We start from the raw sequence: 24,866 nt of genomic DNA, 5'->3' as shown, positions 1-24,866 counted from the left end.
GTGGCGATAATCTTTCAGCACCTTAAAACGGAGAGCACTATGCCAGGAATGAACCTCACGCGCGCTGAGGCAGCCGATCGCGCGAACTTGATCAACGTCGATGGTTACGAGGTGAGCCTGGACCTAACACGTGGCGAGCGTGTGTTCACTTCCCGCACCACTGTGCGTTTCACTGCCACCGAAGGCGCATCAACCTTCATAGATGCCGTTACCGACTCTGTCCGGTCCATCAACCTCAACGGTGTCGAACTTGATCCGGCCCAGCACTCCGACGGCATCCGCATCCAGCTGCCTGCACTGGCAGCCGAGAACGTCTTAATCATCGACGCCGATGCGCTTTACATGAATACCGGCGAAGGCCTGCACCGCTTCGTGGATCCGGTGGATCAAGAAGTCTACCTTTACTCGCAGTTCGAGGTCGCTGATTGCCGACGTATGTTTGCCGTCTTCGAGCAGCCAGACCTTAAAGCCACATTCCAATTCTCGGTGACCGCACCGAAATACTGGAATGTGGTTTCGAATGCGCCAACACCAGCACCTGTTGAGCAAGGCGAAGCGGCCACTTGGGACTTCGTACCTACCCAGCGCATCTCCTGCTACATCACTGCACTGATCGCTGGCCCCTATCAGGTAGTTCGCGATTCACTGGTTTCCTCCAGCGGTCGAACCGTCGAATTGGGAGTCTTCGCGCGCGCTTCCATGATGCAGTACTTAGACGTGGAGAATATCGTCACGGTCACCCGTCAAGGCTTCGAATTCTATGAAAAGAACTTTGGTACCCCCTACCCGTTTGAAAAGTATGATCAGCTTTTCGTTCCAGAATTTAACGCCGGAGCCATGGAAAATGCCGGGGCCGTTACCTTCCTAGAAGAGTATGTGTTCCGTTCCCGTCCAACCCATGCAATGGTCGAACGCCGCGCGATCACAATCCTGCACGAGTTGGCACATATGTGGTTCGGCGACCTAGTCACCATGAAGTGGTGGAACGACCTATGGCTCAATGAATCATTTGCCGAGTTCATGTCTACCTTGGCTGCGGCGCAGAACACCGAATTCACTAGCTCATGGACCACTTTTAATACCTTGGAAAAGAACTGGGCCTACCGCCAAGACCAACTTCCAAGTACCCACCCCATTGTTGCCGAGATCAATGATCTCGAAGATGTTGAGGTGAACTTCGACGGGATTACCTATGCCAAGGGCGCTTCAGTGCTCCGCCAGCTGGTTGCCTTTGTTGGTCAAGAAGAGTTCATGGCAGGAGTACGCGAATACTTCAAGAAACACGCATGGTCCAATACCGAACTACCAGACCTCCTCACCGAGCTGGAAGCAGCTAGCGGCCGGGATTTGAGCGACTGGGGCGCCTCCTGGTTGGAAACCGCGGGTGTCAACACACTCAAGGCTGAAATAGCGAGCGATGAGACCGGGATTATCACCGGATTCACGATCAACCAGAGTGCTATCGAAGAATTCCCTACATTGCGCAAGCACCGCCTAGCAGTGGGCTTCTACAGCCTCGATGAACAGAACAAGCTAGTGCGAGTACACCGCGAGGAGCTAGACGTCGAGGGTGCCAGCACCGATGTTCCAGTACTCATCGGTATGCAGCGTCCAGATTTGGTCCTGCTCAACGATGATGACCTGACCTACACCAAGATCCGTCTTGATAAGCAATCCTTGGCTACCGCCACCGAACATTTGAAAGACTTCGTCGAATCACTGCCACGCACCTTGGTATGGAGTGCGGCCTGGGATGCGGTACGCGATGCCGAGAGTCCAGCCAGTGACTATGTCCAGCTATTGCTAAATAACATCGGTCACGAAGTTGATTCCTCGGTCATCATGGTTCTCTTGCGTCAGCTCAATACCGCCCTGGACTACTATGTGACTCCCAAGCACAGCAGTGAACTTTCGGTACGGGCAGCCGATCGCCTCTGGGAATTGGCACAGCAAGCAGATGCAGGTTCCGATGCTCAGCTGCAGTTCGCTAAAGCATTTGCTCACCGTTCGCGGACCACTGAGCAGTTTGATCAGGTTTCAGGGCTGCTCGATGGTTCCGTGGTCTTAGATAATCTGATGCTAGACACCGACCTGCGCTGGTCATTGGCGATCGCATTGACCGCCGGGGCGCGAATGGATGCTGCCCAGCTAGATGAGATGCTCGCCAAGGATGACACCGCCAAGGGTAAAGCCAGCTGGCACACTGCCCGGGCCGCGCGTCCCTCTGCCGAAGCGAAAAATGAAGCATTTACGGCTGCCACGTCAGCAACGCTGTCCAACGTACAGCAAGGCGCAGTCATTTCGGGCTTCAATATTTCTCATGACCAGTCGCTTCTTAATGGTTTCACGGAGCCTTACTTTGGTCTGCTGGTCAAGGCATGGGAGAGCTACTCGCATGAGATGGCGAAGCAGATCGTTTTGGGCTTCTACCCAAGTTCGGCAGTTTCTCAGAAGACTGTTGATCTCACTGATGAGTTTTTGTCGGGTCTCGGCGAGAAGCATCCCGCGATGCGCCGCCTATTGATTGAATGTCGTGCCGATGTGCTGAGGGCCTTGGCTGCCCAGTCCACGGATGCTAAGGCCTAATATTAGTTTGCACCCATGGTGTGCGTTGTTGTTCGATATCGGTACGGTACCTAATAGCTAGGGAACGTAGGTTTCGTGCTTCAACGCACACCATAAGCTTCTTAAAGGGTGGAAGAATAGCAGTATGGACCTCTCGCAGCACAACTATCAGATCGCCATCGAGTGGACCGGTAATCGTGGGACTGGTACCGACACCTACCGTGGTTATGGCCGGGACCACATCATCCGTGCGGATGGGTTGCCGGACATCGCCGGCACTGCAGATCCAACCTTTCACGGTGATAAAGATCGCTGGAACCCTGAGCAACTTATGCTCGCTGCCTTAAGCCAATGCCATATGCTCTCTTATCTCCACGTAGCGGTGACCCACGGCGTAGTGGTCACCGGCTATCAAGATCAGGCTTCGGGCACCTTAAGATTAAACCGAGACAATAGCGGAGAGTTCACCCAGGTGGTTCTCCGTCCGCAGGTTTCTTTAGCCGACGATTCTCAACGAGAACTCGCAGATTCATTGCATCAACAAGCCAATAGGGTCTGCTTCATCGCCAGGTCCGTGAATTTTCCGGTTCTCCACGAACCTGTCACCGCGTAATTTAGGAATCTATTAATGAGTGAAATAAACCCGCTGCCTCACACCGTGAAACGCGATCCGATGAGTAACCCAGTAGTCACCGGCCCATCTTCCGTTGAGTTCCTTAAGCTAGCTCAGGAACCAGTAGATGTTTCCGATTACGCGGGGACTTTCTATGAAGAAGTGGGTGGCCGCGAGGTCTTCGCCCGATTGAGTGAGAATTTTTATGCATCCGTTGCCGAAGATGAAGAATTTAAGGCCATGTACCCAGAAAAGGATCTGTTCCCCGCTCAGATCCGCCTGCAACTGTTTCTAGAACAATATTGGGGTGGCCCCACTTCTTATTCGGAGCATCGAGGACACCCTCGCCTACGCATGCGCCATATGCCGTATGTAGTTAACCCACATAACCGCGATGTCTGGTTGGCACATATGAACAAGGCAATCGACCAGTTGGAACTGCCGATGCTTCATGCCGAAACGCTACGGGAATACTTCGACCGCGCTGCGCATTCTCTGCTCAACACGTCAAGCTAAACACCACCAACAGAAAGCTCCGCACTGGTCTAGCCGGTGCGGAGCTTTCTGTTATCAGAGCAGTGACGCCGAACGGCGCAAGAGAACATGGCCTAGGCCATTGCTGACACGGATCCAGTTTCCCTGAAGCAGGATTCTACTTTGTCCATCTGACGACAAGAAACCTAGTGCGTGCATAGCGAAGGCGGCTCCCAATGGGAGGCTGACTTTCGTGTTTTCCATCTCGGCAGACCAGATGCGCTGGCGTATTTGAGCAACAACGGGTTTGCCTGGATTTTCCGGCAAAGCCTTAGCGACCGCATCGATTCCCGACTGCGCTGCTGCGGCCAGCTCAGTATCTGCAACACTTCCGGCTTCTACCCAGCCGGACATCGGCACGGTAATGCCGGCCCATACCGGATTTTCTTCCACCGGAGGGAAAATAAACTCGGTGTTTGTTTGCCCCATTCGCGCCAGACGATCTTGAATAGCCGCAATGGAGTAGCAGGCATTGCTCTGGGCTTCTTTCGCCAGGCGATGCACCCGCATTCCTAGAATGGTGTAGTCGCCTTGTCCAAGTTGTGCAGGAACCAGCACCGGGACATAAACTGCCAGCGCAGTTCCACGGACGGTGAGCAATGCTCCATCGTCTTCGATAGCTTTGGCTCGACTGAGGAAGTTAGCTAAATCGCTGACTGAATTGGAGTCTTCAAAAACAAGTGAATCACTGGCCATAGCCTAATGTTCTCATGGCTTGGGCCTAACTTTCCGGCGCATTCATCGGTTTTCGTCACATATGACAGTTCCTGCCCGGTGCCGTCACGTGAATATTCGAACTTGTCACGATAGAGTTTTCAAAGTCATCGTCAGCACGTCAAGGAGTTCAATATCGTGACCGAGGAACTGGGCACTACACAAATCCTGCTGGATTTGCTGGATCTGGATGGAGCCGAGCAAGCTCGCACCGATGAAGATATTTTTATCGGCAAAACTCCTCGCCAATCCCGAACGAGGGTTTTTGGCGGTCAAGTATTGGCTCAGTCTGTCATTGCTGGTTCACGCACGGTCCCTGAGAGGCGTGCGATCCACTCCATGCATGGCTATTTCCTTCGCCCGGGTGACCCCACACAAAATATCACCTTTGGGGTTCAACGGTTGCGTGATGGTCGTTCATTCTCTGCTCGCAGAGTCCATGCCTACCAAAATGGCGTGCCGATTCTTTCGATGATCGCTTCCTTCCAAGAACCGGCCAAAGGGCTTGACCACTCGGATGCTGTACCTTTTGACGTCCCAGCTCCAGAAACTCTGCTCAAGACGGCTGACATCATCGGTCACTTCGACCACCCGGTAGCCCACGAATGGGCCTACGAACGACCGTTCGACATGCGCCATATCACCGAGCCGGTTTACCTTCCCGGCTACGAGAAAAACGAAGCGATGGCTGCCGTCTGGATGCGCACCACCGCTCCGATGCCAGATGATCCGGTACTCCACCGCGCCGCGTTGGCCTACGCCAGCGACTATATGCTGCTCGAACCAGTCATCCGCCGCCACGGCATCAGCTGGATTCATCGAGGTTTGAGTATCGCCAGTTTGGACCATGCAATGTGGTGGCACCGAGAATTCCGCGCCGATGAATGGTTGCTCTATGTACTGCGCTCCCCCAGCGCATCTTCTGCTCGCGGTCTGGGAACAGGTCAAATCTTCAATGCGGCGGGTGAGCTGGTAGCTACCGTAGCCCAAGAAGGAATGGTCCGACTTCCAGAGTTTGATGCGGATCTAGAGTAAGTCTAAGACTGAATCCGAACCCTGAGTAAGGTCAGCTAAGCATGCCAAGCGACAATTTGCGCCAATTGTTATGGCGGAGATTGTCGCTTGTTCTGCTTTTCTGCAAGAAGTTACAGCGCACGGAAGCAGGTCACAGGACTTCGTGCCTAGCTGACACTGTCTCCAGATTCTAGGCGTCGGGCTCCCGCGCCTTGGCTTGCAAGGGCATCCTCCGGATTCAGCAATGAACACGCCTCCATCGATAGGCAACCGCATCCGATGCATCCCATCAGCCGGTCTTCGAGTTCTTCGATGGCCCGACGACGATGCTCTAGTACACGCTTCCATTCGGTAGACGCGCGTTTCCAATCAGCTTCAGAAGGAATAGTATCCATCGGCACTGGTTCGAGCGCATGACCGATGTCCGCCAGTGGAATTCCGAGTTTACTGCCGACGGAGATGAGCGAGATCCGCCGCAACATATGCCGTGGATAGCGCCGCTGGTTACCTGTACTACGTGTTGAATGGATCAATCCAATGTCTTCATAATAATGAAGAGCCGACTTCGCTACCCCTGTGCGCTCACTGACTTGTCCGATGCCTAGAAGCTCTTGTCCAGGACTGTTATTGTCGCTCAAACTTTCTCCTTGTGTGAAGTATCACCGATCAGCAAATTGACCTCAAGCTTACTTGAGGTTCTAGGCTGAACATAGTTGGCGCCCGACACCAAGGGATTTCGGTGCGGGAGATTGAATCTCAGTGACTCAAAAGCAAAGGACGATTCACGCATGCAGAGCTTGTCCGCGGATTTCCGCGATGCATTTCGCACTCACCCCGCGGGTGTAGCGCTTATTACCGCCACTGTTGATGGCAGCCCTTACGGACTGACGATCTCAAGTCTTGCTTCGCTATCGATCGATCCCGTGGCCGTTTCCTTTTCGCTGACTAAAGAATCCGGGGCCGCTGGAGCGGTGCTAGCTGCCAGTACTTTCATGATCCATATGCTCGGCGAAGATCATGAAGAATTGGCAGATAATTTCGCCCGTCCTGGAGCTCCACGGTTCACCACAGATCAGGGGTGGACCTTCCTGTCGACAGGGGAACCGTATTTTGATAAGGCGCCGGCGGCGTTGCGCGCACAAATTCATTCGTCAATTAGCGTCGGTGGGTCGCGTCTCATAGCGGCTGAAATTCTCGAAGTCATCAAGGGAGAACCCGTACAGCATTTGGTGCACCAGAACCGTAAATATCTGAAGCTACCAGCTCTTCTCCCCGGCGCAGCCCAAGGATAGTAGCTAGACTACGCTGACTTTTAAGCAGTAAAAAACGCCGAGGCCACCACGAATATTTCGTGGTGGCCTCGGAGCTTCGCTTTATTCTTAGTCGCGAGTTAGTCGACGGTGGGTCACGCGGTGCGGCTTAGCTGCATCGGCTCCCAAACGCTCAACCTTATTGTCTTCGTAAGACTGGAAGTTACCTTCGAACCAGTACCAGCTCGAAGGATTTTCTTCGGTGCCCTCGTAAGCCAAAATGTGAGTGGCCACTCGGTCCAGGAACCAGCGATCGTGCGAGACGACCACTGCGCAACCTGGGAAGTCGAGCAGCGCGTTTTCCAAGGACGAAAGAGTCTCAACGTCCAAGTCGTTAGTAGGCTCATCGAGCAGCAACAGGTTGCCACCCTGCTTCAAGGTCAACGCCAGGTTCAGACGGTTACGCTCACCACCGGAGAGCACACCTGCCTTCTTCTGCTGGTCAGGACCCTTGAAACCGAAAGCCGAGACGTATGCACGCGAAGGCATTTCGACCTGACCGACCTGGATGTAGTCGTTGCCTTCAGAGACAACTTCCCAAAGGGACTTTTCCGGGTCAATATTTTCGCGGTTCTGGTCGACATAGGAAATCTTGACGGTCTCGCCAATCTTCAGCGATCCTCCGTCAATTTCTTCCATGCCCACGATGGTCTTGAACAGCGTCGACTTACCGACACCGTTGGGACCAATCACGCCGACAATGCCGTTACGTGGAAGCGAGAAGGAAAGTCCGTCGATGAGCACACGCTCTCCGAAGCCCTTCTTGAGATTCTCAGCTTCAATAACAACCTGTCCCAGACGAGGGCCTGGTGGAATCTGAATTTCTTCGAAGTCAAGCTTGCGAGTGCGCTCGGCTTCCGCTGCCATTTCTTCGTAGCGAGCCAGACGAGCCTTCGACTTGGTCTGACGCCCCTTCGCGTTGGAGCGGACCCATTCGAGCTCTTCGGTCAGACGCTTTGCAAGCTTCTGATCCTTTTTGCCTTGGAATTCCATGCGCTCGCGCTTCTTCTCCAAGTAAGTGGAGTAGTTGCCCTCGTATGGGTGCAGTCGACCACGGTCAACCTCACAGATCCATTCAGCGACGTGGTCCAGGAAGTAACGGTCGTGAGTCACGGCCAATACTGCGCCTGGATAAGCCGACAGGTGCTGCTCTAGCCACAGTACAGACTCAGCATCCAAGTGGTTAGTAGGCTCATCGAGGAGCAACAGGTCTGGCTTCTGTAGCAGCAACTTACACAGTGCTACACGTCGGCGCTCGCCACCGGAGAGGTGGGTGACCATCTCGTCGCCTGGTGGGCAACGCAAGGCATCCATAGCCTGCTCTAGCTGGTTGTCGATGTCCCAAGCATCGGCGGCGTCAATAGCCTCCTGCAGCTTGCCCATCTCGTCGAGCAAGGTGTCGAAATCGGCACCTTCTTGAGCCATCTCCTCGGAGATCTCGTTGAAGCGGGTGATCTTTTGGTAGATCTCGCCAACACCTTCCTGGACGTTACCCAGGACGGTCTTTTCTTCATTCAAGGGTGGTTCCTGCAGCAAGATGCCTACAGAGTAACCGGGTGATAGACGCGCCTCACCATTGGACGGGGTATCGATGCCCGCCATAATCTTTAGGATCGTTGATTTACCAGCGCCGTTAGGGCCCACCACACCAATTTTGGCGCCCGGGAAAAACGACATGCTGACATCATCAAGGATGACTTTGTCACCAACGGCTTTGCGAGCCTTGGTCATCGTATAAATGAATTCCGCCATGGGGTTAAGGCTAGTCGCTCAGTAGCCGCAATTCCGAATCCACACACCACTAATTCGCCTCAGTGGTGCCCGGTTTCACACGTTTGTCCGTGACACCACCGAATGTGGAACTTTTAGGCGGCTTCTGTGTCCCTTTCAGGCCATGGTGCAGTGGAGTTCTTATCATCTACTTGTTCCGTCTCATCGGACTGGGAGCCACGAGTTGATCGTTCAAATTCGCCGCCGCCATTGCGCACCTTCGTATAGGTCGAAGTTCCATATTTGAGATCGTGCCCAAATGAGAATGCTTCGATATCTACGCTGGTCCCGCGCGTTCCATCGTTTCGTTCAAATTGCCGAACTTGAAGCTTGCCAGTCACCACTATGTGGTCACCTTGCTCAAAAGATTCCATGCCATTTTCGGCCAAGGACCTGAAGGCGCTAATCGAATACCAGTTGGTTCCCACGTCGACCCACTGCCCGGTTTCAGGGTCTCGTTTGCGCTCGTGGGTAACTGCGCGAAACTTCAGCACTGCCAGTCCTTGCGGTGTGATGCTCAGCTTAGGCTCGGTGCCTATAACGGCACGAATAGTCACAAGGTCACTCATGACGTTGTTCTCCTTTGGATCTGACCGGTACGGTTACCGGGTTTCAATCCATGCTGAACCTCGAAGCTTAGTTGCTCGGTTCGTTCGATTCCATTTGTGGATAACTCTTGGTGGCTCTGAAAGCGCCGGCTAATACCATCAACACGATGACTACAACTGGCAGTATCCAACCCGACCAACCGAGAATAGAGGCCTTCGTTGTGTCGAGCATGGATCCCATGATCATGAATAGGGATACCAGCCCGACGCTGGCATTGAAGATTCCATGAGCAAAGGCTGCAGGCCAAACGGAATTACTCAGAGTCCTTAACCAGGCAAAAAACGCTCCGACAACGATGCACATTCCACACATCATCACTACTCCCCAACCGTCCTTGGCAAAGGGGTAGTTATAGCCCAACAAGATCAGCGGGGAGTGCCATAGTCCCCAAATCACGCCCGAAATCAGCAGTGCTGGCACCTGACCCAATGGCTGCAATTTTGGCCAGAGCCACCCACGCCAACCAATTTCTTCACCGAGCGCCGGGATCAAATTCAGAAATCCGGCGACAAGAATGAGCCCGGCTTGTCCAAGTAAATACCTCACAGGCCCGTCGGTTCCCGACACAAAGTTAAGGATCATGAACTGATCAAAGTCGCCCGGAAAGACCCCGAGCCACGTGCCGATAAATGGTGCTTGAACGATAAGCAGAATGGGAATTAGGTACGCAAGGAGGACAGCGAGGAGAAATCGCTTGGGCTTACGGATCGGAGCGAGACCTGATTCCTTAATGAACTGTTTTCCTCGGCGCTGAAGCAAACTAACGGCCACTGCTGCGATAGTCGGCGTTACCATCATTGCCATGGCTATCCAGGTGAATTGCGGGTGGTGTAAGCCACCTCCTTGCCATAGTGGGAGGGCCACTAACCATGCCAAAGCAAAACTGAGAACCGTAAAGCAGGAGATACTTTTCAGACCATCAATTCTCCAGTGCTGCATACAAATATTCTCCTACTCAACCGCTCATGAACTTGACCTCATACAAGACTAGCGTTTTCAGTTGGAGATCTTGCTTGCGAATGGGCTAAACTAATTTTCGGTTACGCCTCCGTAGCTCAGCTGGATAGAGCAAGAGCCTTCTAATCTCTAGGTCGCCGGTTCGAATCCGGCCGGGGGTACCAACTTAGAGCCGCCGTTCACTTAGCAAAACGAGTGAACGGCGGTTCTTTTTGCTTTCTCAATCAGTTCCAAGCGACACCACGATCCGCTTGGGGGCATGCTTTATGGACACGAAGGCTCCGTCAGGACTTCTTCCGGCACTAAATTCAAAACTACGAGTCTGCAATAGGCCTCAAGTTTGACATCCCTAAACAAACAACCGCCAAAGAAGCTAACCTTCTCGCACGTTATATCTATACGTTTCATCGACTCTTGAACCCACTGGTTTCGCCCTCGTCGTAGAAACCTTTCGCTGGCCGACCGTTCGACTCCAGAATTCTGTGCTGCGCCACCGCACGTGTAACGCGATCGCTCAGGTCGGGCCTGGCATTTCCTAGTGCTTAGATTTGCCGATCCTTGCTAAAAGGATTTTTCGGTTGCAGGTCTCGCGCATGTATTTGATAGTGAAATTTCCTCAGGTCATTGTCCAGGGGTTTTTGACTAAAAGTCGATCCAAAGTGGCCTCATGACCGCCCCTCACCTTCAAGTACTCAGCCGAACTCGAACTAGGCAGGTACCCGATACTTGGAGTTTCATATGCAACACCTAGAAGTGCGCTAGCAGTGCACCTGTAGTCGATGATTTTAGTTTCAACTTTTCCTAATGTGGGATAAACTCTAGGTGCTGTACAAATCAGGAGGAACAGGTAGATGGCGCTTATCGCCCCCGCTTTAGCTAAGCCGCTACTCGGCGAACGCTCCAGCGTTAACCTTATTTTCCTGATCGCAGGATTATCTTTCGCCTCTTGGGCCGGAAGACTTTCGGTGATCGATATGGTCTTTGACTTCTCAGGCTCACAGCTAGGTGCTTTTCTCTTTTTCATGACGGCTGGTACCTTAGCCGGAATTGCATTGGCTCCGACCCTTAGCCGGACGTTCTCAGCCAAAAACCTTCTACTCGTGCTCCCCATCTTCCTGGCTGCGATATTGGTGACCCTTGGCGTATCTGTCACGATTCTGGAAAGTGGTATCGCCGCCTTCATAATCTTATTTTTCAACGGGCTAATATTCGGCTGCCTTGATATCACCATGAATGTTAACGGTGCCAAGGTTGAACGGAAGCTCGGCAAAAGCATCATGCCCTCATTGCATGGATTTTTCAGTCTCGGTTCCTTACTCGGCGCAGGCATCGCAACGGCTACCCTGAGCCTAGAAATCGAAACTATCTGGCATTTCAGCTTTGTCGCCGTAGTAATTATTGGCTTAACACTCTTTGCACAGACCGGTTTTAAAACCTGGAATTACAATTACTCGGCACCACGAGACAAAACCCAGCTGAAGGCCTCCGGTGCACGTTCACGGCGCGGACTGTTGTTACTACTGGGTCTTATGGTTGCCGGGCTCAGCTTTGCGGAAGGGGCTGCCAACGATTGGCTTGCAGTGGCTTCTGTCGACGGGCATGGGCTCAGCCATCCCAGCGGTGCGCTGATGTTTACCCTCTTTACCGGCGCTATGACCGTCGGCAGATTCACCGGCGGATCAATTGTTGATCGCATTGGAACCAAGTGTTCCCTGATGATCATGGGTCTGATCGGTCTGGTCGGGATTGTCTTGTTTATTCTCGGAGACAACATCTGGATGTTTGGAGCTGGGGCGCTACTTTGGGGGCTGGGCAGTTCACTCGGGTTCCCTGTGGGAATGTCCATTGCAGCCTCGCGCAGTGATCATCTTGGCCCACGTGCCGTGAGCGTTATCAGCGCCTTTGGCTATGGAGCTATGCTCAGCGGACCGCCGGTTATTGGGTTCGTCGCAGACGTCATCGGATTACCGCAAGCCCTTTGGCTCATTGTCACGATCTTGGTGATTTCGTTGATCATTACTCCACGAGCAGCCCAAACCGGCCAGTCTCTCGAGTAAAAAGCTAAACGGGTAGGATTGCTCGTTCTTTGATATTTCGCATCACGATAGTGCTAGTTAGCTTCTCCACTCCGGGCAGTTCAACTAACACCTCATCGTAAAGGTGCTGATAATGACTCAGATCTTTGGCGTAAACACGCAACAAGAAATCTGGTTCCCCAAAGAGTCGTTGTGCTTCTACGATCAACTCATCTTTTTCGACTGCCGCCTCGAAGGCTTTGAGTTGCGCACGATCCTTGAGTGTAACGAAGACCAAGGCCTCGAATGCCAAGCCAACGCGTTCAGGAGCAATGACAGCCTGGTAGCCGGCAATGACCCCCGCTCGCTCGAGCTCGCGAATACGTCGATGACAAGGGGCAACCGAGAGTCCAACTTTACTTGCTACCGCAGTTGCACTCATCCGGCCGTCCAGCTGCAATTCAGCGATGATAGCCCGGTCCAATTTATCCATGAACCCAGCATACAACGCAATATTTTTGCGTATTTCACCAATCAATCAAGAAAATATTGCTTACATCGGCGCTTCTTAGGCAAAAACAGCAAGCACTTTTCGACAGAATTTCCCTAACCTTATATAAGCACGTCAGGAACTATGAGGAGACACCATGGAAATCACTCAACTAACCGGCTTCCTCTTGGTCTCCGTCACCCTAGCTTGCACACCTGGCGCCGATTGGGCTTATATAATTTCCTCGGCTATCGGCCCCAAAGGTTACCGCGCGGCAGTATGGGGACTGCTGACAGGCTACCTATTCCACACCGCGCTACTTGTCTGTGGCGTGGCAGCGTTAGTAGCCAGTTCGCCACAACTGCTCCTTTGGCTAACCATGGCGGGTTCCATCTATCTACTATGGCTCGGAATTACTACGCTCACTAGCTGGAGGTCGGCAAAATTCTACCCAGCTCCCTCTGCGGACCGCGCAGAATTTGCGTCGACTAACGACCAACCCGGTGGCGCGCACAATGCACCCCCCGGGTCCCTTGCGCTTCTGACTGAAGCTCCGCCACAAGACAATTTGAGTGCCCACTGGCGCGCACCTTTCTTCAAGGGACTGCTCACCAGCGGGGTCAACCCGAAAGCGCTACTACTCTATTTGGCGCTGATTCCGCAGTTCATCAGTCCGGCCGGAAGCTGGCCATTGTCCGTTCAGACGGGCGCACTTGGCCTCACCCATTTCGCGGTATCGGTCGCCGTATACTTTGCCGTTGCCTTAACCGCACGTCTTTTATTACGCTCCAGACCACTTGCCGCAAGAATTGTGACTGCATGTTCGGGGATCATCATGATTGGGCTTTCACTAGCACTTATCTATGATCAATTCTTTGGCTAGCCACAATTTATTGAACACTGATCAAGACAATTGAACAGTGATCAAGTATGCTCTTTTCTCAGTGGTACAAAACTCCACTAGGAACGCCATCCAGACACCGAACAACCAACGGTGACCTACTGGATGAAAAAGTACGTCGCGATGGAGCATTGTGGAATTACCAGAGATCCAACTTGAGCAAGTCACTGTCAGCTTTGAAGACCGCCCGGTTCTCACTGATATCACCCTGACGCTCAATGAACGTCGCATCGGAATCATCGGGGCAAACGGAGCCGGTAAAAGCACACTGTCGCGATTACTGAACGCACTAGTTATTCCTACCACTGGAACCGTCCGTGTGGGAGGACTAGATACGTCCAAAAACGCGAAACAGATTCGCCGCGATGTGGGTTTCGTTTTCCAGAACCCAGCGAATCAAATCATCATGCCACTGGTTGCAGACGACATAGCTTTTGGTCTGAAAAACATCGGCTTGTCCAAAGCCGAACGCAAGGTTCGAGTCACGCAGACCCTCGAGGAACTGAACATTGCCCATCTGGCAGATCGTGAGAGCCATACGCTTTCCGGAGGCGAGCAGCAAATGGTGGCTCTGGCAGCAGTGATGGCCATGCAACCTCGCACGATTGTTTTTGACGAGCCAACAACCATGCTTGATCTACGAAATCGGCTCCGCTTCCAACGCGAAATCGCCCAACTCCCGCAACGAGCCATCGTCATTACTCACGATCTAGAACTGCTAGAAGACTTTGATCGTGTCCTGGTGGTAACTGACGGGATCATAGACTTTGATGGTCAGCCTGCGGACGCTATTGATCATTACCGCCAGTGGAGCCTCGTATGATCGCCGCACACAACACCTCGTACCTCGCCAAATTACCAGCGGGACTAAAATTTGGAGCACTGCTGGTCGTCAGCATCGGTCTATACCTGATCGGTAGTTGGCAGATCCTCTCGGTGCTACTCCTTGTGAGCGTCCTCGTTTTGCTCAGTGCCCGGGTGAACCTGCGCCAGCTACGCATGCCTCTGGTGACCTTGCTTCTCATCCTTGCTATCGTCTTTGTCTCCTTAGGGATCCAGACAACATGGGACAGCGCGCTAGTGTCGGTGCTTCGCCTGCTCACCATGTGCATGTTTGCCTATGCCGTCAGCTTGACGACGACCTTTGATGCCATGCTCGAACTCTTTCAACAGGTGGCATCTCCCCTACGGCATGTCGGCGCCAACCCGGCACAAATTTCCTTAGGGCTATCTTTGGCTATTCGCTTCATTCCAGAACTCAAGCGCGTATATCTTGAAGTCCGCGAAGCCCAACATGCGCGCGGGCTAGCAAATAATCCTCTCGCCGTAGCAGTCCCTCTGGTGATTCGATCCCTACGGATCGCTGAAGATACGGCCGAGGCGCTAGAAGCACGCGGTTACGACTCCGCCGAACATTCCAAATAATCCTACCCAGACTCTCTCGCACAATCATTCGTTAGGACACTCCAATGGCAACTGCCACTAGTTCGCAAACCCGAAATACTGTTTATGTTGCAATATTTGCGGCCATGATCGCCGCTATGGGCTTAGTTCCGCCCATCGTGATCGGCATTGTGCCGGTGCCCATTACACTGCAAACTTTGGGCGTCATGCTCGCTGGAGCACTCCTTGGCCCGGTACGCGGCATGCTCTCCAGTCTGATTGTGGTTGTCCTTGCTTTAGCCGGCTTACCACTGTTAGCTGGCGGCCGCGGTGGGCTGGCCGTATTGCTAGGCCCAACCGGCGGCTACCTGCTGGGCTGGATTTTTGGTTCCTTGGTAATCGGCGCGCTGTTCAAATTCTGGGTACTCCGCCAAAAGGGTCAAACCGGTCGTATCATCACAGGATTGGTTTCGGTCATCATTGGCGGTATCGGCGTGATCTACCTGTTCGGAATTCCATGGACGGCCGCAGTGACAGGGCTTGATCTTGGTACCTCCGCGATTGGCGCCATCGCATTCCTTCCGGGTGATCTAATCAAAGCCGTGGTCACCACGCTGGTGGCCGTCACCGTGCACCGCAGCTACCGGGCACTGATGAGCTAATCCGATGGATCTTGCCAGCCAGCTGCAACAGAACGCGCGGACCCGTCCAAGACACCCCGCGGTCATCAGCACAACTCACGTTTTGGATTATCTTTCCTTAGCTGCGAGCAGCAATGCGTTGGCTGGCAAGCTACGCCAGAAAGTTTTACCCGGAAACCGTGTTGGTATCTACTGCACCGACCCCATCGCCCTGGCTATCTCCTTCCACGGGTGCATGCTGGCAGGTATTAGCGCGATCATCCTAGATCCGGCATGGCCTTCGGCACGGCTTCTCCAAATGCTGGAACTCTTCGACTCACCCACCCTGCTTTGCGACCGCGACGGGGAGGCAGTTCTGCGGGCCTTAGGCCAGAACCCGGTGCGAGTGCCATCAGATGTTGACGACGTAGCTGCCGTACCGGCTTTAACGGCCTCCTACGACGCACAGTGCGAGCTGTTGGTCGTGTTCACTTCTGGATCTAGCGGATCTCCGAAGGCAGTAATGCGCAGTCGCGATTCGTGGGAGCAGTCGATCGCTAGGTGTGCCACGACCCTCGGTGCCACCAAGGACGCACGAACGATGGTGCCCGGCCCACTGGCCCACGGGCTTGGCCTCTACGCTCTTGTGGAATCGATCGCCACCGGGGGAACAATCGTGGCACCCGGGCGCTGGAAAGCTCAGGACGTGACCACGCTATTAGAAACCGAAAATTGCAATAGGGTCGTCGCTGTTCCTTCGCTGGTACGGCTCATGCTTGACCAGCTCGAGTCGAATTTACTTGCCACGCTTCGTCACGTGGTTACTGGCGGTGAACCGTTGGCTTCGCAGCTGGCCCAACGGATCTTGCGAGTCTCTCCACAGATCACTTGCACCGAATACTACGGGAGTAGTGAGCACAGCCTCATTGCCTATCGGGCGCATCAACGCTCGGCCACGTATTCGATGCCCGAATTCATCGGGACCTTCTTCGACGGCGTCCGAGCTCATTTACATGCGTCGCAAGGCAACGGCGTTGGCCGGCTCATGATTGCTAGCGACTTTAATGCCACCGGTTATGACCCACGCGGTCCAGGCGAGTTGGAACGCTGCAAAGATTCGACCGGGGTGGGAGATCTTGCCCGCTTACTACCGGAGAACCGGGTCCAAATATTGGGGCGTCACGGTGAGATGCTCAATATTAATGGGAACAATATTTACCCGGCAGAAATTAGCGCCGCCCTAGAACAATGCGGGCTTATCCAACCAGTGGTTCAGGCTCATCGCGATGCTGCGGACAGGCCAAGAATTACCGCCTATTGTCTGTTTCCGGATCCACGGATGCTTCCCGATGCGCTGGAGCTGCACGGCGAGCTGAAAAACTTACTTCCTACCTACAAGATCCCCCATGACCTTGTGTTTTTATCTGACTGGCCACTAACGAATAGCGGAAAGCGAGATGTTTTCAACCTTCCCTTACCGACGACCGCGGGTCTAAGAAAGCTGCGTCTACGATGAATGAAGCATTGATTATCGCAGCTCGGCGCACGCCCATCGTGAGGTCGAATAAAGAGTTCGCGCAGCTAGGCGCCGAGGACCTGCTAGCAAAAGTTTTTAACGCGTTGCTCGAAGATTCAGGCTTAGATCCTGCCGCGGTAGAGCACGTTTTTGCCGGAAACGCTGCCGGTCCGGGCGGAAATATAGCCCGAGTAGCCGCTCAGGCATCGCGTCTACCCCTGTCCGTTCCAGCCACCACGCTAGACGCGCAGTGTGCCAGCGCTTTAGAAGCCATTGCTGCTGGCGCAAGAATGATTCAGTGTGGCGAAGCGCGCGCAGTCATCGCCGGAGGCGTCGAATCGGTGAGTACTGCGCCGTGGCGGATGGAAAAGAATGTTGTGCCCGGCTCTCCCCCACGCATCTATTCACGAGCTCGTTTTACCCCACGCCCTCACGCGGACCCAGATATGGGCGTCGCGGCAGAAAACATTGCCACGGAGTTTAACGTCTCGCGCAGAGCCCAAGACGATTTTGCATTACGAAGCCACCAACGTGCGGTCCAGGCTCAGCAAACCGCGCGATTCGATAACGAGATAGTGGCGGTGCACACCGCTACCGGTCTGATCAACCGCGATACTTGTCCGCGACCGGGACTCACGGAGGGAAAGCTTGGGGCGTTGCGCCCGGCGTTTGTTCCCGGTGGCACGGTGAGTGCAGGTAATTCTTGTCCCATTAATGATGGCGCCGCAGCGGTGCTAATCGTTGACGCCGAGTATTTCAATCAGTTGGGCGCAAATTTTGCGCTGCGTTATCTGTCCACCGGCAGTGGCGCGTGCGACCCACAAATCTTGGGCATGGCAGCCGTTCCCGCGTATCAAAAACTCGAGCTGTTCCTGGGCAAACGCAGACTGGCCCAGGCTGGACTCATTGAGTTTAACGAAGCCTTTGCTGTACAGGCCCTCGCCTGCCTGACTCAACTTGGCATAGCCCCTGAAGATGTAAATCGTGAGGGTGGGGCGTTGGCACTGGGCCACCCCTACGGGGCCAGTGGTGCCATTCTGAGCACCAGGCTGTTCTGGCAGGCTAAAGAAAAGAAGATTCAAGACGAGCTGTGCTTGGCTTTGATGGCGGCAGCCGGTGGTACCGGCACCGCAATGGCCTTTGAAACGGTACACACACCAGATCGCTAAGGCTTGCGATAAGCACTTTAAACGCAAAGAAAAGGCGCCTTCCAAAATCCGTAGCGGATTTCGAAAGGCGCCTTTAGCAATACAACTTAGATGTTGAAACCAAGTGCTCGCATCTGGTCGCGACCATCATCGGTGATACGTTCTGGACCCCAAGGTGGCATCCAGACCCAGTTCAGACGATGCTCGTCGACAACGCTTTCCATAGCCTGGGCGACCTGCTCTTCGATAATATCGGTGAGCGGGCATGCTGCGGTGGTGAGCGTCATATCGAGAATTAGCACGCCGTCTTCGGCATACTTCATTCCGTAAAGCAGACCCAAGTCGACAATGTTGACGCCGAGTTCCGGGTCAATCACGTCTTTGAGCGCCTCTTCGACATCTTCCAGCGGAGTCGTTTTGGCTCCTGTGCTCTGTTCGGTTATTTCACTCATGGGTTATACCTTACTAGGCCTGAACGTTAAGGAAGCGGTCGTAACCTTCTTCTTCCAAACGGTCTGCGAGTTCTGCGCCACCCTGCTCAGCGATACGACCATCAACGAACACGTGCACGAAGTCTGGCTTGATGTAGCGCAGGATGCGAGTGTAGTGGGTGATCAGCAAGGTGCCCATCTGGTTTTCGTCCTGAGCGCGGTTAACACCCTCAGAAACGGTCTTCAACGCGTCAACGTCAAGGCCCGAGTCGGTCTCATCCAGAATCGAGAACTTAGGCTTGAACAGTTCCATCTGCAAGATTTCAACGCGCTTCTTCTCGCCACCGGAGAAGCCTTCGTTGACGTTACGGCTAGCGAAGTCCGCATCGATCTTCAGCTTCGCCATGGCTTCCTTGACGTCCTTGGTCCAGGTACGCAGCTTCGGCGCTTCGCCGTCGATTGCGGTCTTGGCGGTACGCAGGAAGTTAGTCATGGTCACGCCTGGGACCTCAACTGGGTACTGCATGGCCAGGAACAGGCCTGCCTTGGCACGCTCGTCAACGCTCATCTCCAGTACGTCGGCACCGTCAAGGGTAATCGAACCCGAGGTGACCTTGTAGCGTGGGTGACCGGCGATGGTCGAAGCCAAGGTGGACTTGCCCGAGCCGTTAGGGCCCATGATTGCGTGGGTTTCGTTGGTGTTGATTACCAACGAAACACCCTTGAGAATTTCCTTCTCACCCTGCTCGGTGTCGATCGAGACGTGCAGGTCTTTGATTTCCAGAGTAGACATACGTCGTTCCGTTTCTATATCTAAAAGGCTGGTAGAACCGGCGCTACTTAAAGGTGAGTAGCTGCCAATTCTTCTTCGATGGTGTCGGTCAAGCGCTCTTCGAGCTGCTCGTCACCGATCTGCTGGACGATTTCGTTCAGGAAGCCACGAACCACCAAGCGGCGGGCGGTCTTCTCATCGATACCGCGGGCCATCAGGTAGAACAGGTGCTCGTCGTCGAAGCGTCCGGTGGTGGATGCGTGTCCGGCACCGTCGATGAGGCCGGTCTCGATTTCCAGGTTAGGAACCGAGTCGGCACGAGTACCGTCGGTGAGCACCAGGTTGCGGTTTGCTTCGTAGGAGTCGGTACCCACAGCGGCCTTCTGGATCAGCACGTCGCCAACCCAGACCGTGTGTGCGCCCTTGCCCTGCAAGGCACCCTTGTACAGCACGTTCGACTTGCAGTTAGGAACCGCGTGATCAACGAACAAGCGGTGTTCCAGGTGCTGACCGGCGTCGGCGAAGTACAGGCCGTACAGCTCGATCTCTGCGTGTTCCCCAGCAAAACGAGCCGATGGGTTCACGCGCACCAAGTCGCCACCGAAGGTGACAACAATGTGCTTGAAGGTTGCGTCCTTGGCTACCACAGCCTGCTGCGAGGAAGCGTGGATTGCATCCGACTCCCAAGCCTGCAGGGAGACAACACGCAAGCGCGCGCCCTGGCGAACATCAAATTCGATGTTCTGTGCCAGCACTGCCGAACCAACGTGGTCGATAACGACCATGGCTTCGGAATTCTCCTCGGCCACGATGATCAGGTGCTGAGCTGCAGGTTCCAGCGACTCACCGGTGATGCGCAGGATGCTCTTGGTGTTCTCGGCGTTAGCCGGGATGGTAAGAACCTGTGCGCCATCGGCGTACTTCCAGCCGTTGGCCGACACGCGGTCATCGGGGGTGAAAGCGTTGCCGCGGATCGCGTCATCTGCCGCGACGGTGCGCAGCGTGACGTTCTCTGAGCCGGTCAGCTCGACCTTTGGTGCCTGACCGGTCAGTTCTGCGGTGTGCAGTGAACCGATACGCTTCAGCGGGGTAAAGCGCCAGTCTTCTTCACGACCGGTGAGCTTTGGGAAATCTTCAACGTTGTAGCTGGTCAACCGGCCTGCACGCGAAGAATCCGTGACACCTTCGCCGCCACCATGGCTGTGGCTCTTGGAAGAAGCCCCGGCTAGTGGTGAGGAAGCGCTGTCGTTTAGTGGCGAAAGGTTTTCGCCCTCTTCGGTGAAGCCCGGAATCGATGGGGCGCCAATGCGCGCCTTCTCTTCGGGAATCTGAGTGGTGGTCTCCGACATTCTTAGCCGACCGATCCTTCCATCTGGAGTTCAATAAGGCGGTTCAGTTCCAGCGCGTATTCCATTGGAAGCTCACGTGCGATTGGCTCAACGAAGCCACGCACGATCATTGCCATTGCCTCGTCCTCGGCCATGCCGCGGGACATCAGGTAGAACAGCTGTTCTTCAGAAACACGGGAAACCGTCGCCTCGTGGCCCATGGTCACGTCATCCTCGCGGACGTCGATGTATGGGTAAGTGTCCGAACGCGAGATCTGGTCAACCAGCAACGCGTCACACACGACCGAGTTCTTTGTACCCTTGGCACCTTCGCGGACCTGGACCAAGCCACGGTAAGCGGAGCGGCCACCGTTACGAGCCACCGACTTAGCGACAATAGCGCTAGAGGTGTTCGGAGCGATGTGAACCATCTTCGAACCGGTGTCCTGGTGCTGACCTTCGCCGGCGAAGGCGATGGACAGGGTTTCACCCTTGGCGTGCTCGCCAACCAGGTATACGGCTGGGTACTTCATGGTGACCTTGGAGCCGATGTTGCCATCGACCCATTCCATGGTGGCGCCTTCTTCACAGATGGCACGCTTGGTCACGAGGTTGTACACGTTGGTCGACCAGTTCTGGATCGTCGTGTAGCGAACGCGAGCGTTCTTCTTCACGATGATCTCGACTACTGCCGAGTGCAGCGAGTCCGACTGGTAGATCGGAGCGGTGCAACCCTCAATGTAGTGAACGTAGGAATCTTCATCGGCGATGATCAAAGTACGTTCGAACTGACCCATGTTTTCCGTGTTGATACGGAAGTAGGCCTGCAGTGGGATCTCTACGTGGACGCCCTTAGGAACGTACACGAAGGAGCCACCGGACCAAGTCGCGGTGTTCAGCGAAGCGAACTTGTTATCGCCTGCCGGGATGACCGAGCCGAAGTATTCTTTGAAGACATCTTCGTGTTCCCGCAACGCGGTATCGGTATCGAGGAAGATCACACCCTGAGCTTCAAGGTCTTCACGCAGCTGGTGATAAACAACCTCGGACTCGTACTGCGCGGCAACACCGGAAACCAGACGCTGCTTCTCAGCCTCTGGAATACCCAGCTTGTCATAGGTGTTCTTGATATCTTCCGGAAGGTCTTCCCACGAGGTGGCTTGCTTCTCGGTCGAGCGAACGAAGTACTTGATGTTGTCGAAGTCGATGCCCGAGAGGTCTGGACCCCAGGTTGGCATTGGCTTGCGATCGAAGTACTTCAAGCCCTTCTGGCGTAGCTCCAACATCCACTCAGGTTCTGACTTGAGGTTGGAAATGTTGGCTACAACTTCAGCGTCAACGCCACGGCGTGCATTTGCACCCGCGTCGTTCTTATCTGACCAGCCGTATTCGTAATTACCGATTCCTTGGAGTTCGGGGTTCTTCTCCAGAATTTCGGAAATTACACCTGGGTCAGCAGACTCCTGTGCAATCTGATCCGTCATCGCGGCCTCTCCATCTTCGTGAACTGAATTCGAGTTCTCTTCTCAGCGCGTAACGGCGCCTTTCCGCGACCCACTGGAATGTGGGTCGTGCACACATGTCCGCCGCCGGCCAATGTCGAGAGCCTTCGCACATCAACACCGACCAGTCGAGCAAACATTTCAGTCTCCATGTCGCAAAACACCGGAAACTCGCGTGCCAAATCTTGTATGGGGCAATGCCCCTGGCACAGCTGAACGCTGCGCATTAGTGCTTTCGAAACTTTCGCTTCGACATTGCGGGTGTACCCCACAAAACCGTCGGAACTGAGCAACTCGCTAAGCTTCGTTGCTCGTTCTTCAAGTCCTTCTATACCGTCCATTGCCTTCGCATAACGGATTTCCATCGTCGCGAAGCGGTCCCGCGCGAATTTGCGTATCGCATCTTCGCCGGCCGCATCTCCCAGCACCTTCAGTGCTTGGGTGGCGATGTCTAGGTAATCGTTGCCCAGCTTCGTCTGTCCGCGGTGCGATAGTACGTACCTGCGGGACGGCCGACCTGCGCCCGACTTCTGATTTGCTACCAGCTTTACCTCAACAAGCCCTGCTTTTGACAGCGCGTCAAGGTGACGGCGAACCGCTGCTGGCGTGAATCCGAGCTTGCTGCCAAGCTCGGCCGCACTGACCGGTCCGTCTTCGAGCACCGCGTTTAGAACTCGGTCTCGCGTGCGCTCCTCAGTATCCCCAACCGTGCCAACCGTAGTGCCGGTTGCGGTACTAGCTGTGTCTGAATTAGATGAATACACAACACAAGCATGCCTATATTTTTCCCCCACGTCTAGTAAGGAAGGACTTACTAAGGTAGGGCTAGTCATTCCGGGAATCTCAGGGATTTCGTGCCCTATGGCTATCATCCTCCGCGCAGAAACCTAAATCGAGCCTTCGTGACTAAAGACTCAGCCCTTACGACTTCGACATGACGTAGAATGCTGTGGTGTCTTCAGTTACTCCCAGCCTCATTATTAGTGAGCTGAGCAAGGATTTGGGACCGGTTCCTGCGCTGAATAATCGCATGCTCAGGGTCCTGGATTCCGTCTCCCTCAAAGCCCTCCCCGGCCAAGTCACAACCCTTTTGGGCTCTAATGGTGCCGGCAAGTCCACCACGCTCGCCTGCGCTCAGGGCCTTTTGCGACCCGAGGGTGGAACGATTGAACTGCTCGGCCAAGATCCCTTTGGCGACAACCCCGACCTTCGTTCGCGGGTCGGCGTGATGTTGCAAGATGGAGGATTGCCTCCGTCAATGCGACCGATTCCGCTTTTGCGCCACGTGGCTGGAATGTACAAAAAACCCATCGATATCGATGCGCTGATCACTCGGCTGGATCTTGAATCATTCGGTAGCCGCACTATTCGCCGGCTTTCTGGGGGACAAAAACAACGTGTCGCCTTAGCCCTCGCGCTAGCCGGCGACCCTGAAGTCCTCTTCTTAGACGAGCCGAGCGCCGGATTAGACCCGCAATCACGTCAGGTCGTCTTTGATCTAATCAGCGAACAACGCGACCTCGGTAAAGCCATCGTACTGACCACACACCTGATGGATGATGCACAGCGCTTAAGTGACTATGTGTACATTATCGACAAGGGCCGAAGCGTTGCACAGGGCACCGTCACCGAGCTGACAACTTTGGCCGCTTCTGAGCACGAAAACCGTCCGGTGAACTTTGGCGCGAGCCCATCCTTAGAATTGCCGCAACCGCCAGCCGGACTACATCTGAGCGAGACCGCACCTGGCGAATACCATCTAACAGGCGTCAGTTCGGCGGAGCATCTTAACTGGCTGACAAGCTGGTGGGCCCGTGAAGGTATCTTGCCGACCCACATGAACTTGCAGGCACGCAGCCTCGAAGATGTCTTCTTGGAATTTGCGCAAAAAGAGGAAACGGTATGAGCCCGACAATGAGCCAATCCAACGCCGTGTCCATGCCCAAGCGCATCGCCTTACAGGGCAAATACGAAACACTGATGATGCTCAGCAACGGTGAGCAGTTAGTACTCGCCGTAGTGTTGCCCATTATTGCCCTGTTTGGACTGACCTTCACGGATATTCTGGAAGGTGTGGCACCACGCAGCATTGATGCAGCAGTGCCCGGAGTGTTGGCCCTCTGCGTCATTTCCACAGCCTTCACCGGTCAAGGCATCGGCACTGGCTTTGACCGACGCTACGGCGTACTGCGAATGTTCTCTACTACCCCATTGGGTAAAGCAGGCTTGATCTTCGGCAAGGTAATTGCGGTACTCACCGTATTAGCTATCCAGGTAGTACTGATTACCATCGTGGCCTTACTTCTGGGCTGGGAGCCAAACCTTTTGGGAATCATTCCCGCCGTGTTGTTCCTACTCCTTGGCGCTGCGACGTTTACTGCTTTGGGATTGCTTATTGCCGGTACGGTTCGCCCCGAAGCGACACTTGCTATCACCAACTTGGCCTGGGTCCTCCTCGCCGGAGTCGGCGGAGTGCTGTTCCCCTTAACGATGGCCCCGGCCTGGCTTCAGCCAACGCTAGATGCTTTGCCTTCGGCTGCACTCGGTGACGCCCTTCGCGCGGCGCTCATCGAGGGGCATTTCAGCCTTGCCAGCGTGATCTTCTTGGTGCTTTGGGCCGCTGCCGGCTCCTTTGCCGCCATCAAACTTTTCAAATGGAACTAACCAACACAAA

The 24,866-nt window shown here is 54.4% G+C and carries 25 protein-coding genes and 1 tRNA gene; 15 read left to right on the top strand and 11 right to left on the bottom strand.

The window, feature by feature from the left end:
• Positions 1–39: 39 nt before the first annotated feature.
• The 3 genes from pepN to CIK74_RS04685 all read left to right on the top strand — a co-directional run bounded on the left by pepN (position 40) and on the right by CIK74_RS04685 (position 3,694).
• Positions 40–2,586 carry an aminopeptidase N gene (gene pepN / locus CIK74_RS04695; RefSeq protein ID WP_096254617.1) on the top strand — a complete coding sequence of 849 codons (2,547 nt, stop codon included), beginning with the start codon at positions 40–42 and terminating at the stop codon, positions 2,584–2,586.
• Between the two features lie 124 nt (positions 2,587–2,710).
• A complete protein-coding gene (locus tag CIK74_RS04690) occupies positions 2,711–3,178 on the top strand; it encodes an OsmC family protein (protein WP_096254616.1) in 468 nt (155 codons plus the stop codon).
• Positions 3,179–3,193: 15 nt separating this feature from the next.
• A complete protein-coding gene (locus tag CIK74_RS04685; RefSeq protein WP_096254615.1) occupies positions 3,194–3,694 on the top strand; it encodes a globin in 501 nt (166 codons plus the stop codon).
• Between the two features lie 54 nt (positions 3,695–3,748).
• On the opposite strand, the gene CIK74_RS04680 is transcribed toward CIK74_RS04685, so the two are convergent.
• A complete protein-coding gene (locus CIK74_RS04680; protein WP_096254614.1) occupies positions 3,749–4,408 on the bottom strand; it encodes a hypothetical protein in 660 nt (219 codons plus the stop codon).
• Between the two features lie 156 nt (positions 4,409–4,564).
• On the opposite strand from CIK74_RS04680, the gene CIK74_RS04675 reads away from it, so the two are divergent.
• Positions 4,565–5,461 (top strand): acyl-CoA thioesterase II, encoded by an 897-nt coding sequence (locus CIK74_RS04675; RefSeq protein WP_096254613.1) that lies wholly within the window; start codon positions 4,565–4,567, stop codon positions 5,459–5,461.
• A 146-nt stretch (positions 5,462–5,607) separates the two neighbouring features.
• On the opposite strand, the gene soxR is transcribed toward CIK74_RS04675, so the two are convergent.
• Positions 5,608–6,078, bottom strand: coding sequence for a redox-sensitive transcriptional activator SoxR (gene soxR, locus CIK74_RS04670; RefSeq protein ID WP_096254612.1), 471 nt, complete (start codon positions 6,076–6,078; stop codon positions 5,608–5,610).
• Positions 6,079–6,228: 150 nt separating this feature from the next.
• Between soxR and CIK74_RS04665 the strand changes: the two genes are divergently transcribed.
• Complete coding sequence (locus CIK74_RS04665; protein ID WP_229677251.1) at positions 6,229–6,732, top strand: flavin reductase family protein; 504 nt, start codon at positions 6,229–6,231, stop codon at positions 6,730–6,732.
• 87 nt (positions 6,733–6,819) lie between these two features.
• Here the strand turns inward: CIK74_RS04665 and ettA are convergent, their stop codons facing one another.
• From ettA to CIK74_RS04650, 3 genes are all read right to left on the bottom strand, one after another.
• On the bottom strand, positions 6,820–8,502 hold the full coding sequence (gene ettA / locus CIK74_RS04660) for an energy-dependent translational throttle protein EttA (protein WP_096254611.1): 1,683 nt from the start codon (positions 8,500–8,502) through the stop codon (positions 6,820–6,822).
• A gap of 113 nt (positions 8,503–8,615) precedes the next feature.
• A complete protein-coding gene (gene ssb, locus CIK74_RS04655) occupies positions 8,616–9,089 on the bottom strand; it encodes a single-stranded DNA-binding protein (RefSeq protein WP_096254610.1) in 474 nt (157 codons plus the stop codon).
• Positions 9,090–9,156: 67 nt separating this feature from the next.
• Positions 9,157–9,933 (bottom strand): CPBP family intramembrane glutamic endopeptidase, encoded by a 777-nt coding sequence (locus tag CIK74_RS04650; protein WP_205738244.1) that lies wholly within the window; start codon positions 9,931–9,933, stop codon positions 9,157–9,159.
• A gap of 240 nt (positions 9,934–10,173) precedes the next feature.
• Here CIK74_RS04650 and CIK74_RS04645 point away from each other — a divergent pair.
• Positions 10,174–10,250: transfer RNA gene (locus CIK74_RS04645), tRNA-Arg, on the top strand.
• A gap of 687 nt (positions 10,251–10,937) precedes the next feature.
• Positions 10,938–12,143, top strand: coding sequence for an MFS transporter (locus CIK74_RS04640; protein WP_096254608.1), 1,206 nt, complete (start codon positions 10,938–10,940; stop codon positions 12,141–12,143).
• Positions 12,144–12,147: 4 nt separating this feature from the next.
• On the opposite strand, the gene CIK74_RS04635 is transcribed toward CIK74_RS04640, so the two are convergent.
• On the bottom strand, positions 12,148–12,594 hold the full coding sequence (locus tag CIK74_RS04635) for an Lrp/AsnC family transcriptional regulator (RefSeq protein ID WP_096254675.1): 447 nt from the start codon (positions 12,592–12,594) through the stop codon (positions 12,148–12,150).
• A gap of 154 nt (positions 12,595–12,748) precedes the next feature.
• Between CIK74_RS04635 and CIK74_RS04630 the strand changes: the two genes are divergently transcribed.
• The 6 genes from CIK74_RS04630 (at position 12,749) to CIK74_RS04605 (ending at position 18,180) form a co-directional block, all read left to right on the top strand.
• Positions 12,749–13,474, top strand: a complete 726-nt coding sequence (locus tag CIK74_RS04630; RefSeq protein WP_096254607.1) for a LysE family translocator — start codon at positions 12,749–12,751, stop codon at positions 13,472–13,474.
• Positions 13,475–13,625: 151 nt separating this feature from the next.
• Positions 13,626–14,315 (top strand): ABC transporter ATP-binding protein, encoded by a 690-nt coding sequence (locus CIK74_RS04625; protein ID WP_096254606.1) that lies wholly within the window; start codon positions 13,626–13,628, stop codon positions 14,313–14,315.
• Positions 14,312–14,917: an energy-coupling factor transporter transmembrane component T gene (locus tag CIK74_RS04620; RefSeq protein ID WP_096254605.1), complete on the top strand. Its 606-nt coding sequence runs from the start codon at positions 14,312–14,314 to the stop codon at positions 14,915–14,917. The genes CIK74_RS04625 and CIK74_RS04620 overlap by 4 nt, the downstream gene beginning before the upstream one ends.
• A 44-nt stretch (positions 14,918–14,961) precedes the next feature.
• The gene (locus CIK74_RS04615; RefSeq protein ID WP_096254604.1) at positions 14,962–15,537 is read left to right on the top strand and encodes a biotin transporter BioY; all 576 of its coding nucleotides are present in this window, start codon (positions 14,962–14,964) and stop codon (positions 15,535–15,537) included.
• A 4-nt stretch (positions 15,538–15,541) separates the two neighbouring features.
• Positions 15,542–17,011 carry a class I adenylate-forming enzyme family protein gene (locus CIK74_RS04610; protein ID WP_096254603.1) on the top strand — a complete coding sequence of 490 codons (1,470 nt, stop codon included), beginning with the start codon at positions 15,542–15,544 and terminating at the stop codon, positions 17,009–17,011.
• A complete protein-coding gene (locus tag CIK74_RS04605; protein WP_096254602.1) occupies positions 17,008–18,180 on the top strand; it encodes a thiolase family protein in 1,173 nt (390 codons plus the stop codon). The genes CIK74_RS04610 and CIK74_RS04605 overlap by 4 nt, the downstream gene beginning before the upstream one ends.
• A gap of 86 nt (positions 18,181–18,266) precedes the next feature.
• Here the strand turns inward: CIK74_RS04605 and CIK74_RS04600 are convergent, their stop codons facing one another.
• From CIK74_RS04600 to CIK74_RS04580, 5 genes are read right to left on the bottom strand one after another with little or no spacing between them, the layout of a single operon-like run.
• A complete protein-coding gene (locus CIK74_RS04600) occupies positions 18,267–18,611 on the bottom strand; it encodes a metal-sulfur cluster assembly factor (protein WP_096254601.1) in 345 nt (114 codons plus the stop codon).
• Between the two features lie 13 nt (positions 18,612–18,624).
• Complete coding sequence (gene sufC / locus CIK74_RS04595) at positions 18,625–19,383, bottom strand: Fe-S cluster assembly ATPase SufC (RefSeq protein ID WP_096254600.1); 759 nt, start codon at positions 19,381–19,383, stop codon at positions 18,625–18,627.
• A gap of 47 nt (positions 19,384–19,430) precedes the next feature.
• Entirely contained in the window at positions 19,431–20,711 is a 1,281-nt protein-coding gene (gene sufD, locus CIK74_RS04590) for a Fe-S cluster assembly protein SufD (protein WP_096254599.1), read from the bottom strand.
• A gap of 2 nt (positions 20,712–20,713) precedes the next feature.
• A complete protein-coding gene (gene sufB / locus CIK74_RS04585) occupies positions 20,714–22,174 on the bottom strand; it encodes a Fe-S cluster assembly protein SufB (protein ID WP_096254598.1) in 1,461 nt (486 codons plus the stop codon).
• Positions 22,171–22,956, bottom strand: coding sequence for a metalloregulator ArsR/SmtB family transcription factor (locus tag CIK74_RS04580; protein ID WP_229677115.1), 786 nt, complete (start codon positions 22,954–22,956; stop codon positions 22,171–22,173). The genes sufB and CIK74_RS04580 overlap by 4 nt, the downstream gene beginning before the upstream one ends.
• 185 nt (positions 22,957–23,141) lie before the next feature.
• Here CIK74_RS04580 and CIK74_RS04575 point away from each other — a divergent pair, with 185 nt between their 5' ends.
• Positions 23,142–24,098: an ABC transporter ATP-binding protein gene (locus CIK74_RS04575; RefSeq protein WP_096254597.1), complete on the top strand. Its 957-nt coding sequence runs from the start codon at positions 23,142–23,144 to the stop codon at positions 24,096–24,098.
• A complete protein-coding gene (locus CIK74_RS04570; RefSeq protein WP_096254596.1) occupies positions 24,095–24,856 on the top strand; it encodes an ABC transporter permease in 762 nt (253 codons plus the stop codon). Before CIK74_RS04575 ends, CIK74_RS04570 begins: the two co-directional genes overlap by 4 nt.
• Positions 24,857–24,866 lie beyond the last annotated feature (10 nt).

Source organism: Glutamicibacter sp. BW77 (assembly GCF_002332285.1).
GTDB classification, from domain to species: Bacteria; Actinomycetota; Actinomycetes; order Actinomycetales; family Micrococcaceae; genus Glutamicibacter; species Glutamicibacter bergerei.
This window is presented reverse-complemented; position numbering and strand designations above follow the sequence as displayed.

Bases quoted from the DNA above. Each gene is read 5' to 3' on its own strand.
- CIK74_RS04615 (WP_096254604.1), top strand. From the start codon at position 14,962: ATGGCAACTGCCACTAGTTCGCAAACCCGAAATACTGTTTATGTTGCA.
- CIK74_RS04650 (WP_205738244.1), bottom strand. From the start codon at position 9,933: ATGGCAATGATGGTAACGCCGACTATCGCAGCAGTGGCCGTTAGTTTG.
- CIK74_RS04640 (WP_096254608.1), top strand. From the start codon at position 10,938: ATGGCGCTTATCGCCCCCGCTTTAGCTAAGCCGCTACTCGGCGAACGC.
- CIK74_RS04665 (WP_229677251.1), top strand. From the start codon at position 6,229: ATGCAGAGCTTGTCCGCGGATTTCCGCGATGCATTTCGCACTCACCCC.
- sufD (WP_096254599.1), bottom strand. From the start codon at position 20,711: ATGTCGGAGACCACCACTCAGATTCCCGAAGAGAAGGCGCGCATTGGC.
- CIK74_RS04605 (WP_096254602.1), top strand. From the start codon at position 17,008: ATGAATGAAGCATTGATTATCGCAGCTCGGCGCACGCCCATCGTGAGG.
- CIK74_RS04570 (WP_096254596.1), top strand. From the start codon at position 24,095: ATGAGCCCGACAATGAGCCAATCCAACGCCGTGTCCATGCCCAAGCGC.
- sufB (WP_096254598.1), bottom strand. From the start codon at position 22,174: ATGACGGATCAGATTGCACAGGAGTCTGCTGACCCAGGTGTAATTTCC.
- CIK74_RS04630 (WP_096254607.1), top strand. From the start codon at position 12,749: ATGGAAATCACTCAACTAACCGGCTTCCTCTTGGTCTCCGTCACCCTA.
- CIK74_RS04610 (WP_096254603.1), top strand. From the start codon at position 15,542: ATGGATCTTGCCAGCCAGCTGCAACAGAACGCGCGGACCCGTCCAAGA.
- CIK74_RS04680 (WP_096254614.1), bottom strand. From the start codon at position 4,408: ATGGCCAGTGATTCACTTGTTTTTGAAGACTCCAATTCAGTCAGCGAT.
- ssb (WP_096254610.1), bottom strand. From the start codon at position 9,089: ATGAGTGACCTTGTGACTATTCGTGCCGTTATAGGCACCGAGCCTAAG.
- CIK74_RS04690 (WP_096254616.1), top strand. From the start codon at position 2,711: ATGGACCTCTCGCAGCACAACTATCAGATCGCCATCGAGTGGACCGGT.
- CIK74_RS04635 (WP_096254675.1), bottom strand. From the start codon at position 12,594: ATGGATAAATTGGACCGGGCTATCATCGCTGAATTGCAGCTGGACGGC.
- CIK74_RS04600 (WP_096254601.1), bottom strand. From the start codon at position 18,611: ATGAGTGAAATAACCGAACAGAGCACAGGAGCCAAAACGACTCCGCTG.
- ettA (WP_096254611.1), bottom strand. From the start codon at position 8,502: ATGGCGGAATTCATTTATACGATGACCAAGGCTCGCAAAGCCGTTGGT.
- pepN (WP_096254617.1), top strand. From the start codon at position 40: ATGCCAGGAATGAACCTCACGCGCGCTGAGGCAGCCGATCGCGCGAAC.
- CIK74_RS04685 (WP_096254615.1), top strand. From the start codon at position 3,194: ATGAGTGAAATAAACCCGCTGCCTCACACCGTGAAACGCGATCCGATG.
- CIK74_RS04620 (WP_096254605.1), top strand. From the start codon at position 14,312: ATGATCGCCGCACACAACACCTCGTACCTCGCCAAATTACCAGCGGGA.
- sufC (WP_096254600.1), bottom strand. From the start codon at position 19,383: ATGTCTACTCTGGAAATCAAAGACCTGCACGTCTCGATCGACACCGAG.